This window comes from Enterobacter sp. MGH85 (assembly GCF_001037655.1).
Lineage (GTDB): Bacteria > Pseudomonadota > Gammaproteobacteria > Enterobacterales > Enterobacteriaceae > Enterobacter > Enterobacter intestinihominis.
On the sequence record NZ_KQ089925.1, the window covers coordinates 3349385 to 3364351 of the forward strand.

At 56.0% G+C, this 14967-nt stretch carries 8 protein-coding genes; 4 read left to right on the forward strand and 4 right to left on the reverse strand.

Annotated features, from left to right (window positions below):
* Positions 1–184: 184 nt before the first annotated feature.
* The 3 genes from ycgZ to SK51_RS15780 all read left to right on the forward strand — a co-directional run bounded on the left by ycgZ (position 185) and on the right by SK51_RS15780 (position 1138).
* A complete protein-coding gene (gene ycgZ, locus SK51_RS15770; protein WP_003857265.1) occupies positions 185–424 on the forward strand; it encodes a regulatory protein YcgZ in 240 nt (79 codons plus the stop codon).
* Between the two features lie 112 nt (positions 425–536).
* Positions 537–836 carry a hypothetical protein gene (locus tag SK51_RS15775; RefSeq protein ID WP_023306164.1) on the forward strand — a complete coding sequence of 100 codons (300 nt, stop codon included), beginning with the start codon at positions 537–539 and terminating at the stop codon, positions 834–836.
* A gap of 23 nt (positions 837–859) precedes the next feature.
* The gene (locus SK51_RS15780) at positions 860–1138 is read left to right on the forward strand and encodes a biofilm development regulator YmgB/AriR family protein (protein ID WP_075208094.1); all 279 of its coding nucleotides are present in this window, start codon (positions 860–862) and stop codon (positions 1136–1138) included.
* A gap of 85 nt (positions 1139–1223) precedes the next feature.
* Here SK51_RS15780 and SK51_RS15785 read toward each other — a convergent pair whose 3' ends face one another.
* Positions 1224–2681 carry an EAL domain-containing protein gene (locus SK51_RS15785; RefSeq protein WP_047359877.1) on the reverse strand — a complete coding sequence of 486 codons (1458 nt, stop codon included), beginning with the start codon at positions 2679–2681 and terminating at the stop codon, positions 1224–1226.
* Positions 2682–2967: 286 nt separating this feature from the next.
* On the opposite strand from SK51_RS15785, the gene SK51_RS15790 reads away from it, so the two are divergent.
* Positions 2968–3852, forward strand: coding sequence for a hypothetical protein (locus SK51_RS15790; protein ID WP_023300064.1), 885 nt, complete (start codon positions 2968–2970; stop codon positions 3850–3852).
* A gap of 33 nt (positions 3853–3885) precedes the next feature.
* On the opposite strand, the gene SK51_RS15795 is transcribed toward SK51_RS15790, so the two are convergent.
* The 3 genes from SK51_RS15795 to SK51_RS15805 form a co-directional block, all read right to left on the reverse strand.
* Entirely contained in the window at positions 3886–5061 is a 1176-nt protein-coding gene (locus SK51_RS15795; protein WP_023306161.1) for an HlyD family type I secretion periplasmic adaptor subunit, read from the reverse strand.
* Positions 5058–7223, reverse strand: a complete 2166-nt coding sequence (locus SK51_RS15800) for a type I secretion system permease/ATPase (RefSeq protein WP_032676240.1) — start codon at positions 7221–7223, stop codon at positions 5058–5060. The genes SK51_RS15795 and SK51_RS15800 overlap by 4 nt, the downstream gene beginning before the upstream one ends.
* 176 nt (positions 7224–7399) lie before the next feature.
* The coding region (locus SK51_RS15805; RefSeq protein ID WP_048206799.1) for a beta strand repeat-containing protein at positions 7400–14967 on the reverse strand (7568 nt) is incomplete at its 5' end.

Consider the following 14967-nt stretch of genomic DNA (forward strand, 5'->3'; position numbering starts at 1 on the left):
CCCTCCGGGGCCTTTTCTTTTCCCCACGTTTTTCTCCCTCTCTTCCCCCCTAATTTTGATAGTTCTTCTGACAAATCCCCGAACTGCACGAAAAACTTGTACAATTTAGATGTACAGATTTGACCGGATAGTATAAATTCGATGCCAGTGATGTTACAAAATTGTTTGTCAACGGTGGAAAATTATGCGTCGCAACCATGCTCCCTCTACAGCAGAAAGCGCTATAACCTTGTATTTCAACAAGGATAATGTCCCAACACAGCAGGAAACCCTTGGTGCCATCGTCAGTGAGATCATCAAAGAAAATGTACAACTGAGCAGAATGACAATTTGTACAAAGCTGTTGCGCAGAATTGAAGAATCAACGTCTGACGTTGAGAAAGCGCACTATAACGGTTTGATAGCCCTCTTCTTCGAGCGTTAACCTGAACACTGTTTTTAACTTACTAAGTTAGTCATGCTGAGTGAGAATAGAGCATCTGGATGCGATGACTAACCCCATGCTACAGCCGCGTGTAGCAGAGTGAGATTAAGCTATGCATAGAACTAAATTTGAACGACTTAAGGATGACCTTATCGGTGAGGCCGTATTATCCATACTGAAAGAGAACGGACCTATTACCTTTGCGTCTCTTGCTAATCGCCTGCTGGCGATGGCTAATGTTGAATCAAATGACGAGCGTAAAAATGCATTGATTGCCGCTGAAGATGAAGTGCGCCAGCGTGTAACCGGCGTATCGCACGACCGGGGAAGAGTGATGGGCGATTATGAAATTGGCCGCATGCGCTCTCTCTTTACTCACAACACGCTTCTGAGCCCAAATAAGAAACACTAATTTTAACCGAGACGGTGACCACCATGAGTAAAGCGACTATGCACCAGACGTATAATTTTGAAGCCCTGCACGATAAAGGACTGGCGGAACACTTTCTTAATGCTGGAAAGCATCTCAGTGGTGAAGTTGAAGTGTTAGGCTCGGCAATACGCTGTATTATGCTGACCGGTGACAACCTTTCGAATAAAGAGATCATCCTGCAACTGATTCACGCCCTTGAAATTACCGAGGAGCCTGAAGCCTGCGATGTCATTCGCAACACACTTGAAATTGTTGTCGGCTTTACGCGTGATGATATCTGAGAATACACTATTGCGACGGTGAGTGAGTGTTTTTTACTGGTGGTCGAATACTGTAGTCTGTCGTACCACCAGCATAGTGAAGCCGTTAACTAAATAGCCGTACCATTCGATCCAACTCTTCTTCTTTAACCGCGCGGGAAAGATAATAACCCTGGAATCGCTTAACCCCTAACGCGACAAGTTTTTCAAATTTTTCTTCGCTATCGACGCCTTCCGCAACGCATTCGGTCCCCGTCATGTCGCTGTAAACCTGTATCGCTTTAATAATGCTATAGTCTTTGTCGTTAGCTACAAAGTGCTCAACAATATCGCGATCAAGCTTTAGTCCATCAACATTAATCAGTCTGATGGGCAGCATAGCATGATATTTTGAAAAACAGTCATCCAGAAAAAGCCGACATCCCTCGGCGCGTAAACGCTGGAGTGTTTCGGGAATATTTTTATCCTTTGTTACGTCAATCGTTTCAGCTACTTCAAAGACCAGTTTCCCGGCCCACTGCGGTTTGAGTAACATTTCGACGGCCTTTTTGGCCATCCCCGGCAGCGCGTTTCCCGAAGCAAGTTGAGGAGGAATGTTAACTGAAAAATAATATTTTCCATTGTATTTATTGATACCTGATACGGCCGCATGGATGACTAACGCCGTTAGCTTGAGCCATATTTCACTATTTTTTATCCCTCCCAGAAAATAGGCTGGCTTCAGGATCTCACCTTTTTTATGCCAGCGCAGCAGGATTTCAAATCCAACTCCTTTTTTATCACTATCAGTGATAATTTGATAAGCCGCAAAGATTTCCCGTTTATGTAACGCTTGTAATATATCTATTTCTGTTTCCGAAAACACTTTTGTTTTATTTTTTCCTGCACAAACCTCATCTCTGAAAACGCGAGAGTCGCTAAACCATACTCTGATAATATATAATTTACCCAAACCCACCTTGCGATGGGTATAAATAGTTTTATCTGACAGCCCTAACCTCTTACTCTGCTCTTTTATGGAAATACCCCGATAGAAATTCAGTAGCACGGTTAACTCGCGATGTGTTAACCCATGCAAATTTTCTTTACCCTCCTTGTCCGGTACGTTACGCAACAAGCGTGAAGGGCCAGCACGCTCATCTGTCTCATTTTTTACAAAGCCCATTATTTCTGTAATATTCTCTACCCTGATCGTGGAAAGCTTTTTTGTATTATTAACGAGACTTCTCAACGTTGCATTAAGCCATCGCTCAGGTAGTGCACCATACAGGGTGACCCTGCAAATCACAGGCAGTGCATTCAGAACGGATACCAAGCGCTTCAGGCTTTCAAGAAAAGTAGCAACGTCACGACCAAGGAAAACCGAAACCTCGGGCGATTGATTTTCCATCATTTTTTCAACGTCAACGGAACATATTTCATCCTCTTCAAAATGGAGTCGCGTGGCGTGTACGCCTCGAGATTTCAGAAGCAGGCTATACCCTTCAAAGGTGAAACCGCAGGCTGAAATAACAAACCGTTGCTTGTAGCAAGTACCTTGCACAGAAGGTAAATTTTGAGACATAACCTGCTCCTGAGAATACAAACATCATTCCCATATGTAATTAAAGCCAATACTCCTTGTCGCATTGAATAATTTTACCGCACCCCATTTGGTTAATAAACCGTTATCAATGTTATGTACATGAACATCTTTGCGTTAATCAACCGACTCATCCATACGAAGCATAAATATCATTTTCTTTTCATATAACAACAGTAACCAGGACTTTCTCAAGGTATAATGAAAATTCCGAAAAAGAAGTCCGGACACTTCTTCTCATCGGCTCAGACAAAAAAGAGAAAATGCTATGGATAATCACATCTCATCCAGAGCTTTGCTACATCGACGGGATGTCATTAAAAACAACCCGCGATTTAGTGAAGCTATAATAGAACACTACAGAATCAATGACGCCATTTATAAAAAACAACCCCTGTTCTACAAAACGATGCTTCAGGAATCACGGTTCAATATAATACTCTCAATATGTTGTTTTGTTTTTGGCAATCAGGCTGAGTCGGTCTCGGAGATTAAGGCACTGTGCTCACGCTATAATATCGCCAGCCCTAACAGCGTTATTGCGATCATCACCATACTTAAAACCACCGGGCGAATTAAGACCTGGCGCTGTACCGAAGATCGGCGAAAAACAAAAATCGCGCCTACGGAAAAAGGACTGGATGAGCTTAAACGCTATATGTCCGGGGCGTTCACGCCTGTTAGCATTCTTTATCCGACATTCAACATTAATGTTAATCTTCTGGACAATGACACACTCAGGCACAACTTTTTCCGGCGCGCCGCAGAATACCTTTTCCGCGGATTAACATTCAGTAAAGTACTTCCGGAGGTGGGTTTATTTATTGATAAGGATGGTGGCCGAATGATTATGCTCTATCTCTATTTGCAGGCCATTAAAAACAAAACAGCATACGGTGCCATAATAGCGTATTCAGCCAGCACACTTGCAAAAGAATTTTTCGTCTCGCGTATTCACGTCAACCGCATTATCAAATCGGCACAGGAGGCTGGTTATCTTAAAGATCGCGGCGATGGCCGGATGTCCATTTACCCGGCATTTATCGAACTTGTCGAAAATTATGCCGGTTTATATTTTGCCTATGTCACACATTACATCAATGTGGTGCCAAAAGAACGACGCCATGCTGTCAACATGACGTCTACACTCTGATCTGACGGGCGTTCGGCTTGCTGAACGCCTTTTTTATCGCTCGCGCAGCGCCTCTTTTGCCTTATTTAACGGTTTCAGCAGATAATCAATGACGGATTTACTGCCGGTTTTGATATCAACCGTAGCTATCATGCCCGGAAACACCGGGAATTCCTTGCCCTGCCGGTTAGTCAGATGGTTACTGTCTGTACGGATATAAACGCGATAATAATAAACATCCCGTTTCACCTCGTCCTGAAGGGTATCCGGTGAAATCATCGTCACCTCCCCCTCCAGCCCGCCGTAAATGGAGTAGTCATAAGCGGTGATTTTCACCAGCGCTTTTTGCCCGGGATGGATAAACGCGACATCGCGCGGCGAGATTTTTGCTTCTATCACCATCTGGTCATCAAGCGGTACCAGGCTCATCAGTTTGCCGTTCGGCGGGATCACCCCGCCAACCGTCGTCACGTCAATGTCTTTCACGATGCCACGCACCGGCGCATTAAACGTTAAGCGGGTGAGTGAGTCTTCGCGCCCTTTCATCACCGAACGCTGCGCTTCGATTTCCGCGTTCGCTTTCGCCAGTTCTTCGCGGGCACGAACGTAGTACTGGTTTTTCATCTCGGTGATTTTGCTCTCCAGCTCATTTTTTTGGCGTTCAAGGCGTAAGACTTCGACCTTACTGGCCGCCCCCTGCGTCACCAGCGGGCGCGTTAATGCCAGTTCACGCTGCACGAGATCCGCTCCCTGGCGTAAACCCGCCAGCCCTTTTTCAAGGCTTTCGCGACGAGACTGGTAAAGCGCCGTTTCCTGTTTAACCAGCTCAACGTCGTCATCCAGCTCTGCCGGGAATGTCAGCCCGGTGTCGTTCACTTCAGCATTCAGACGCGCGGCTGTCGCCATCGCAGCATTTAATCGAGACTCGCTCTCAAGCACGCTGGACTCGGTTTTCGTCCGGTCCAGTTGGGCAAGCTGTTGACCACGCTCGACGATATCGCCTTCGCGCACCATCAGACTGTGGATAATCCCCCCTTCCAGGGACTGGATCACCTGCTCGTGGGAGGACGGGATCACCTTGCCACTGCCCGTAGTGACCTCATCCAGCTGGAACAGGCTGGCCCAGGTAATAAACATCACCAGCAGGGCAAACAGCGACCATGCCACCAGCGACGATCGCGGCAGGCGGGGCTCCTTCAGTCGGCTATTAAAGCGGGAGAAATCATTCATGCCACGCCCTCCGTTTTCAGTTTAACCGTGCGCTGCGCCGCCTGCTGCGGGGCCATTCCGTGCTGGCGTAAGATGGCATCACGAGGGCCATCCATCACCACTTTGCCGTTTTCCAGCACGATGATGCGGTCAACCAGGTCCAGAATCGGCAGACGATGCGTCGCCACCACCAGCGTCCGGCGCTTACCGAGCCACTGGTGGAGATGCTGGATAAACTGCTTCTCGCTGACCTCATCCAGCCAGGCGGTGGGTTCATCCAGCAGCAGAATATTCGGCGAGGTGATCAGCGCGCGGGCCAGCAACAGCGCCTGACGTTGCCCGCCGGAAAGCCCCATTCCGCCCTCGTTGATGATGGTGTTCAGCCCCATTTTCTGCTTGCGCACAAACTCCAGCGCGCCGCTATTGACCAGCGCCTGATGGATTTCCTCGTCTGTCGCCAGCGGATTACCCATCAGGATGTTGTCGCGTACGGAGCCGAAGAACAGCCTCGCCTGCTGACTGAGCAGCTGCATATCGCGGCGTACGTCAGCCGGGTCAAGATGATTGAGAGCAATATCGTCCAGCAAAATGCTGCCCTGCTGTGGCTCCTGCATTCCCGCCAGCAGGTGCAGCAAGGTGCTTTTCCCCGAACCATTCCGCCCGAGCACCGCCACGCGCTCCCCGGCGCGAATGCGCAGTTTGCTGACGTTCAGCACGGTGAGCTTCTCTTCTTCGTCGTAATAAAACCCGACGTCGTCCAGCTGATAATCACCGCGCAGGTGGGCTTTATGCACTTTTTTGCCGTGCTGGGGATCGTCAATCGGACGCTGCATCAGGTCATCCAGTCCCTTGCGGGCCACCTTTGCTGACTGCCAGCGGGAGAGCACGCCGGAAATCTGCGACAGCGGCGCAATGGTGCGGGACGCCAGAATCGAGGTGCCCACCAGCGCACCGGTGGTCATGTCGCCGCTGATGACCAGGTAACAGCCCACCAGCAGCACCACGGCGTAGACGATAGATTGCACCTCCTGGGTCCAGGTCAGCAGCAGCCCCGTCAGCCAGCGCTGTTTCATGCCGACGCTGGCGGCAACGTCATTGGTGTTATTCCACTGGTTCTGGAACCGCTGCTCGGCGCGCATCAGCTTGATGTCCTCAAGCCCCTGCACCGCTTCCACCAGCGTGGCGTTACGAATCGCCGATTCACGCATCCCTTCGCTGGAGAGTTTTCCCAGCGGGCGCTGCACCAGCAGGCCGGGAATGAGCAGCAGCGGCACGGCCAGCAGCACCACCAGCACCAGCGGGCCGCCAATCATCCACAGAATGAAGACGAACAGCAGGAAGAACGGCAGATCGGAGATGGCCGCAATGGTGGTGGAGGTGATCAGCTCCCGCACCGACTCCAGCTCGCGGATCTGGGCGATAAACGACCCGGTCGATTTCGACCGTGCGCCGTTTTTAATCCTCAGGGCGTGGGCAAACACGCGCTCGGAAATACGCAGGTCGGCGCGTTTCCCTACCACATCCGAAATATGCACCCGCAGCATGCGCATGATGAATTCAAACACGATAGCGATCATCACGCCCCCAAACAGCACCCACAGCGTGGCCTCCGACTGGGACGGCACCACCCTGTCATACACTTGCATGGAAAAGACCATGCCGGAGAGCGCCAGCACGTTGGCGACCAGCGCCACCAGCATAATGTCGCTGTAGCGACGCCAGTCTTTCAGCGCCAACTGCCAGAACCAGTTTTTCTCATAGGGTTTGATGTAATCATCCACGCGCGCATCCGGCGTGGACTCCAGGGGACGCAGCACCATCAGCCCTTTTAACCGCGAACCGAGTTCGTCACGCGTCAGCGTCGTCTCCAGGCCGCCGTCGCCGCTGAACTGCACGCTGATGTTCCCTTCGTTGTCCATACGGTTGATGACCGCGATTTGCCCGCCGGTGAACTCCGCCAGCAGCGGTAAGCGCCACGGGTCGAGCGATACGGCTTCCGCCGCTACCCAACGCATCCCCAGCCCAAGCTGGCGCGCCATCTCCTCCAGCACCAGCTGGCGCGAAGACTGGCTTTCATGGTTAATCGTGACCCGAACATGCTCCGCCGAAAAATCCAGCCGATAGTGCTTAGCGATGATGAGCATGCCCTGCAACCAGGGTTCGTACTGTGGATGTGTCTTCATAATGCTACGTCCTGTTCAGGGCGATGATTTCGCACTGAAATGATACCTTTGCGAGATGATTAGAAATCGAACGTTACCTAAACGAGCCCGCAAAATAATCTTGTGAAATAGAGGGTTATGGCTATTAATGTAAAGAAACGCAAAAAGCCGCGAGGATCGCTCCCCGCGGCGTTGTTTTACGCAATTAACAGTTGATGATTTGCCAGCAGCGTCGCCAGATCCGTCTGCACACCGTTCAGCGTCACCAGGGTGGTTGGCGAGAACTGGCCGCCCGTCCCGTCGAGGTCAACCTGGATCTCGGTGTTGCTGCCGTTCTGCACCACGCGGATGTAGTCAGCAATGTTGCCCGCGCTACTGTCCAGCGTCGCCACGCCGTTCACGTAGCTCGCCGAGCCGGTGCCGGTATAGCCGCTGTCGGAAAGCAGGTCGCGCAGATCGATGCGGTCCGTGTCTGCCGTCCCTTCCCAGGTACCGACGGTAAAGCCGTTCACCACATCGCTACCGTTGCCGCCCGTCGCGTCAGACGCGTTGATCAGCTTATAGAGCAGCGTGTCCTGACCGCCGCTGCCGATGTTGAAGGTGTCGTTACCGCCGCGGCCTTCGAACTGGTTATCACCGCTGTTGCCGGTGATCACGTCGTCATAGTCGGAGCCGTTAATCCCTTCAATATTCAACAACCGTGTGGTACCGAACCCGGTGTCCTGAGCCGTTGAGAGGCGCAAATCAACAGTTATCCCAGAGGTGGCATTGCGGTAATCCACCACGTCCATGCCGCCGGTATTGCTCCAGGTGTCGTAGTCGGAATGGGTATTCCAGCCGCCGGAGCCGTTATAGGTATAGGTCCCATCCTCTGCGATAAAGGTGTCGTTATACCCGGTTCCGGTAATGGTTCCGCTGTGGCCGCCGGTGGCCGCTTCGGCGGTGAGAACATAACCCTCTTTGCCGTTGCTCGCGTCCAGGCCGGTCCAGGTGACGTTATCCGACACGCCGTTGGTGATCTTCACGATCTCCGCCGAGTAGGTTTCGTTCGGATCCAGCCCGTAGAAACTTACCTGCGCAGAGGTATCATTCGAGCCAATGCCGGACTGGGCGTTGATGATCTGCGAGGCCACCAGCACGCCCGCAGCGTTATACAGATTGACCGTGTTGCCATAGTAGGCGTTGATGCCTTCGCTATCGACAATGTGCAGATGCATCGCGGTACCGTCAGCGATCTCCGCATTGTTCTGCACCAGCACCACCTTGCCATTCTGCTGAGACACCAGCAGATCCTGCGCACCATCCCAGTTGTAGTCCACCGCGGCGACGCCGGTGACGTTAGCAAGCCCTGACGCAAGCTGGCTTGAAGTCCAGGTTGAGCCGTAGCCGTTGTTGGTGAACAAGGTTGCCGTCTGCGAGCCGCCGTAGGTGCTGAGCTTGATGATGTCCATCTGCCCATCGCCGTTCCAGTCCACCGCCACCGACAAATAGCCCGCCGTGGCGTTAGAGGCTTCCACCGCGCTCCTGGTGGTGGATAGCTGCCCGGTACCGTCGTTGTAGTAAATCACCCCGCCGTTGCTGTTGTAGCTGCTGCCCAGGTACAGGTCCATGTAGCCATCGCCGTTAAAGTCCGCCCACGTCATGGACGCCGCCGTGGTGGTATTCGAGGCGTTGGCCACAAACACGTTGGTCAGGTTCTGGCCAATGGAGAGCGTACCGTTCCCGTTGTTGTTTATCACGGTGAGCGAGTACGCCCCGCTGCGGTTGGTGTGCTGCACGATGTCCACGGTGCCGTCGTTGTTCAGGTCGACGCCGGAGATTTCACGTCCGGAATCGAACTGGCCGTAGAATCCACCTTCCCCGCCGGTGCCGTCCGGCGACAGAACGCCGTTGGTATTAACCAGGTAGGTCAGGGAGTCCATACCGGCATCTCCGTAGGCCAGATCCAGATAGCCATCCCCGGTTTTATCGTAGGCAATTACGCCGCCGTACCAGATAGTGGTCCCCATTGCCAGCTGGCTGGCGGTGTAACTGCTGCCATCGTAGGTCCACATCACCTGCGTAGAACCCGCGTAGGTGTTCTCAGTTGCGAAAATATCCTGGGTGCCGTTACGGTCAAAGTCGGCGGCGGTCTGACTCACCACGTAATAGACACGGGTGTTGCTCAGCGTATTGCCGGCATAGGTCGAGCTATCGCTGCTGGAGTAAGACTGGCCGTTAGCAATGATATTCCACAGCCCGCTGCTATTGGTGCCCACCGTCATGGTCGAGTTGTTCGAGTTACCCGTCGTGGTCGCCCAGTCGGTATTCACCGAGGTGGTATCGATCACCAGGCTGCCGGTTGCCGTACCAGTGGTGTTACCGTTGCCCGCGCTACTCTTCACCTGCGCGGTTACGTCGTAGTTCGCCACGCTCAGGGCATCGCTGTCCGGGATCTGCAGATACCAGGTATTGTGATCCGGGTCGACTACCACCGCGCCGCCGGTCTGCGACGTATAGGTTTTCCCGTTCACCATCACCACCAGGTACTCCCCATTCACCAGGTCCGCAGACACCGTGCCATTAATAATCGGCGTGGTATCCGAGGTGGTCTGGGCAGTAATCGCCGCCGTGGTGGTCGGGATGCTGGTATCGACGTTCAGCACAAAGCCATCCGATTCCGTGTAGTTACCGGCTTTGTCGGTGACGCGCAGAATGTAAGTGTGATTCCCGTCGAGCAGGCCGTTGTCCTGATAGGACCAGCTTGCGCTGCCGTTCATTGTGACCTGACCCAGCAAGATCCCGTCCCGGTAAAGCTGCACGATTTCGCCGTCTTCCGGAGCACGGTTAAGCGTACCGTTGATCAGCGGTGAGGTATCGTCTGTCGCGACTGATGCGCCGTACGTGCCCGTACGTTCACCTTCCCCGTCGGTATAGCTGACCACCGTTCCCACCGTTTCAGGCGGCGTGGTATCAACCGTTACCACCTGCGACGAGGTTGAGCCGACGTTGCCCGCCTGGTCGATGATCCGCACCTGCCAGGTGTAATCCCCGTCCGCCAGATCGCGGGTATCCGTATAGCTCCAGCGCTGGTTAGTGACGGCAGTGTCAATCCAGGTATTGCCGCCGTCGAGGCTGATCTGTACGCGCTCGTCGCTGGCCAGCGCGCTGCCCAACGAGCCGTTGATCGTCAGCGAGGTGTCCATGGTGATGAAATCACTCCCGGACTGCCCGGTATCTTCGCTGATGCTGTCAATGGTGATGCCGTACTGCGGCGCCTGGGTATCCACCGTCACGTCCTGCGTGGTGGTGGCCCCGACGTTGCCCGCCTGATCGACAACCCGCACCTGATAGCGGTAGTCGCCGTCGGCCAGGGTGCGCGCGTCGTTATAACTCCACCGGGTGCCGCTTACCGTGGCGTAAACCCAGGTAGTGCCGCCATCCATGCTCACCTGCACATACTCACCCGCCCCGAGTTCGGCCCCGAGCGTCCCGTTGAGCGTGTACGAGGTCGAACTGGTCAGGAAGTCGTTATTGTCGAAGCCGGTATCGACGGTGATGTTATCCACGGTCACCGTAATCGCCGCATCCGGCGCGACCGTATCGACCATCACCTGCTGATGAGCGCTGGCACCCACGTTGCCCGCCGCATCCACTACGCGAACGTAGTAGTCATAGGTCTGGTTACCCAGCGTGCGGCCGTCCACGTAGTACCAACTGTTGCCGGTGACGATCACGTTCTGCCAGCTGACTCCGCCGTCGATGCTAATCTGGGCATATTCGCCGTCGGCCAGCGTTGCGCCGAGCGAGCCGTGCAGCGTCAGGGAGGTATCATTGGTGATAAAGTCGCTGCTGCTCAGGCCGGTATCGTCGCTGATGCTGTCGATAGCGATCGTTTTGCTGGCGTCCGGCGCGACGGTATCAATGGTCACCACCTGGCTGGTGGTGGCGCTGATATTCCCCGCGTCGTCAATCACCCGCAGCTGGTAGTTGTAGTCTCCGTCGGCCAGCGTGCGGCCATCAACGTAGGTCCAGCTCAGACCGCTGACGCTCACGTCAGTCCAGGTCGCGCCACCGTCCAGGCTGATCTGCGCGTGGTCGCCGCTGCCCAGGGCCGCGCCGAGCGTCCCTTTCAGGCTAATCTGGTTGTCGCTGGTAATGAAGTCGCTGTCGGACAGGCCGGTATCCTGCGAGACGGAATCCACGGTAATGCTCGTCGCCGCAGGCTTCGTCAGATCGATTACCACGTCCTGGCTGTCCGTTGCCCCAACGTTGCCCGCATTATCAATGACGCGCACCTGGTACGGGTACGTCCCGTCCGTCAGGGTACGCCCATCGGTGTAGCGCCAGGTGGTGCCGGTCACGGTCAGGTCAATCCAGGTTGAACCACCGTCCAGGCTGATCTGCGCCTTCTCGTTATTGCCGAGCTGCGCCGATAGCGAACCGTTCACCACCACCTGCTTATCGTTGGTGATGAAGTCACTCGCGCTCAGGCCGGTATCGTTTTGCAGGGAATCAATGCTGATCCCCATTGACGGTGCGGTGAGATCCACGGTGACGCTGTGGTTATCGCTGGCGCTGTTGCCGATGGCGTTGCTCACCTGCGCATTGATCACGTACGAACCGCCGTCCGCCAGCGCGGTCACGTCTGCGCTGCCGACCGTATAGCTCCAGGTGCCGTCATTTTGAACGGTAGCCGTGTAGGTTTTACCGTTAAGCGTAATGGTCACCGTCTGGCCCGCAGGCGCGTCGGTGGTGCCGCTGACAATTAGCGGCGTGCCGTGCTCGGCGGCGTTGACAATATCGTCCTGGGCAAAGGTGTTAATGACGATGGTCGGCACGTCGCCGTTCAGCGTCACGTCGTGTGTTGCGCTGCCCGGGTTACCCGCCTTATCGCTCACCGTAGCCGTAATGGTGTAATCCCCATCGCTCAGGCCGAGGAAGTCGCGGCCCGGCACGAAGACCGACCACGAACCGTCTGCTCCAACGGTCGCCTGATAGCTGTGCCCGTTGAAGGAGACGGTCACCGTCTGGCCCTGCTCCGCGGTGGTGGTCCCGCTAATAGTCTGCCCCGCCAACTGCTCGGCGTTGTTGACGATATCGTCATCGGCCACGGTGCTGATGGTGACGGCTGGTGCGACGGTATCGACCGTTAAGGTATGGGTATGGGTCGTCTGGCCGCTGTTACCGGCTTTATCGTTGACCACGGCGGTCACCGTCAGCGCACCCTGGCTCAGTGCGACCAGGTCTGCCGCCGGAACGTCCAGCGTCCAGGTGCCATCGCTGCCGACAAGCGCAGTGTAGGTTTTTCCGCCCAGCGTGACGGTCACCGTCTGGCCTGCTTCCGCGCTGGAAGAGCCGTGTACGGTGAGCGGCTGCTGAGCTTCCGCCGCATTCAGCACGTCGTCGCCCGACAACGTGTTCACGCTAATCACCGGCGCGGTGGTGTCCACGCTGATGGTATGCGTCGCCGAGGCGCTGTTCCCGGCGCTGTCCTGCGCCGAAGCAGAAACCTGGTAGCTCGCGCCGTCGGCCAGAGCGCCCACGTCGGCGGCTGGAACGGTGGTCTGCCAGGCGCCGTCGCTCTGAATGGTGGCCGTATAGCTCTTACCATTCAGGGTGATAGTGACCTGCGTACCGCTGGCGAACTGCGCACTGGAACCGTTGATAACCAGCGACGCGCCCGCTTCTGCCGCATTGATCACGTCATCACCGCTGAGGGTGTTGACGGTCAGCGCGACCGATGCGGTATTTACCACCACGTCATGGGTCTGAGTGCTGCTGTTGCCTGCGCTGTCGGTGATAGTCGCGCTGAGGGTTACGGTGCCGTCGGCCAGTGCGGAAATCACGCTGGCCGGAACGCCCACGCTCCATTTGCCGCTGGCGTCAACGGTGGTGGTGTACTGATTCGAACCGATGGTGATAATCAGCTTATCGCCGACGCTGGCGCCGGTTGCGGTGCCGCTGACGATCTGCGCCTGCCCGTGCTCCACGCTGTTGATGACGTCATCACCCGCCACGACGTTAAAGCTGACGGTCGGCGGCGTGGTATCAAGCGTAATCGCTTTACCCGCGCTGCCCGGGTTACCCGCGGCGTCACTCACGCTCACCTGCACGGTGTAGCCGTTATCCGCCAGGGCGGACAGGTCTGTGCCCGGCACGTTAACGCTCCAGACGCCGCCCTGCTGAACCTGCGCGGTGTAGCTGTTCCCGCCGAAGGTTACGGTTACCGTCTGACCGACTTCCGCCGTGGTGGTGCCGGAAATGGCCACGCCCGCAGCCGCTTCGCTGCCGTTGATCACGTTGTCGCCTGCGACCGTGTCAATCGTCACGGTTGGTGCGGTGGCATCTACACTGTATTCGCGGCCCGCCGAAGCGCTGTTGCCGTGCGCGTTGGTGATGCTCACCTGCACGCTGGCGTCGCCGTCTTTCAGACCCGCCAGATCCGAGGAAGGCACGCTCGCCGTCCAGTTGCCGTCGGCATCGACTTTGGCGGTGTAAGACCTGCCGCCAAAGGTGATGGTCACGGTCTGGTTCTCTTCCACATTGGATGTGCTGCCGGAAAGCACCAGATCCGCGCCTTTCTCCGCCGCATTAATCACGTCGTCGGTGGCGATGGCATCGATGCTGATTGCCACGGCTGCCAGATCGACGGTGACGTCGTGGCTGATGGAGACCGGATTGCCCGCCGCGCTCTGGCCCGCTACGGTGACGGTCATCGTGCCTGCGGCCAGAGCGCCCACGTCTGCCGCCGGGATCGCCGCGGTCCAGGAGCCGTCTGCCAGTACCGACGCGGCATAGGTCTTGCCATTCAGGGTCACGGTGAGCGTAGTGCCCGCCGCCAGCCCATCGCTTGAGCCAGTGACGATAAGATTCTGACCATGCTCAATGCTGTTGATCACGTCATCGCCCGCCACGGTATCCACGCGCAGCCCCGGCAGGCTGGCGTCGATAGTGATATCGCGCTCGCCCGTTCCCGAATTGCCATGGTCATTAGTGACGGTCGCTGACACCGTTAAATCGCCGTTGCCCAGCGCCGTCAGAACCGACTCAGGCACGTTCACGGACCAGGTCAGATCGCTCTGCACCGTCGCGGTGTAGCTGTTGCCGCCGATGGTCACCGTCACGGTGTTGCCCGCCTCAGCGTTCGTTACCCTGCCGCTGAGGGTCTGCCCCGCAGCCACTTCCGCCGCGTTAATCACGTTGTCGCCCGCCACTGTGTTGATGGTGACGGTTGGCAGCGCGGTGTCGACAAGCAGGTTCGCGGTATTGCTCACGCTGTTGCCCACGCCGTTGGTGGCGGTCGCGCTCAGGGTGTAGTTGGCTTCGCCCAGGCTCGCCAGATCCGCCGCCGGAACGGTCAGGCTCCAGGTGCCGTCTGCCGCAGTTGTCGCCGTGTAGTTTTTACCGTTCAGAATTACGGTCACCACGGTGCCTTCCGCCAGGTTGGCGCTGGTGCCGCTGACGCTCAGGTCCTGCCCTTTTTCTACCGCGTTCAGTACGTTGTCATCGCTGATGGCGTTAAAGCTGACCGACGGCAGACCGGTATCGACGGTCACATTATGCGTGCCGCTGCCGGTGTTGCCCGCCGCGTCGGTGACAGACGCAGTGACGGTCACGGTGCCGTCGCTGAGGACTGAAATCACATTTGCCGGAACGCCCACGCTCCAGTTACCCGCCGCGTCCAGCACGGTGGTGTAAGTCTGGCCGCCGATCGTGACGGTGACCTTATCGCCCGCCGCCGCGCCGGTGGCGGAGCCGCTGACGATCTGCGCCTGATTGTGTT

Excerpts from the sequence above, each read along its gene's own strand:
- ycgZ (WP_003857265.1), top strand. The coding sequence starts at position 185 with ATGCGTCGCAACCATGCTCCCTCTACAGCAGAAAGCGCTATAACCTTG.
- SK51_RS15775 (WP_023306164.1), top strand. The coding sequence starts at position 537 with ATGCATAGAACTAAATTTGAACGACTTAAGGATGACCTTATCGGTGAG.
- SK51_RS15780 (WP_075208094.1), top strand. The coding sequence starts at position 860 with ATGAGTAAAGCGACTATGCACCAGACGTATAATTTTGAAGCCCTGCAC.
- SK51_RS15785 (WP_047359877.1), bottom strand. The coding sequence starts at position 2,681 with ATGTCTCAAAATTTACCTTCTGTGCAAGGTACTTGCTACAAGCAACGG.
- SK51_RS15790 (WP_023300064.1), top strand. The coding sequence starts at position 2,968 with ATGGATAATCACATCTCATCCAGAGCTTTGCTACATCGACGGGATGTC.
- SK51_RS15795 (WP_023306161.1), bottom strand. The coding sequence starts at position 5,061 with ATGAATGATTTCTCCCGCTTTAATAGCCGACTGAAGGAGCCCCGCCTG.
- SK51_RS15800 (WP_032676240.1), bottom strand. The coding sequence starts at position 7,223 with ATGAAGACACATCCACAGTACGAACCCTGGTTGCAGGGCATGCTCATC.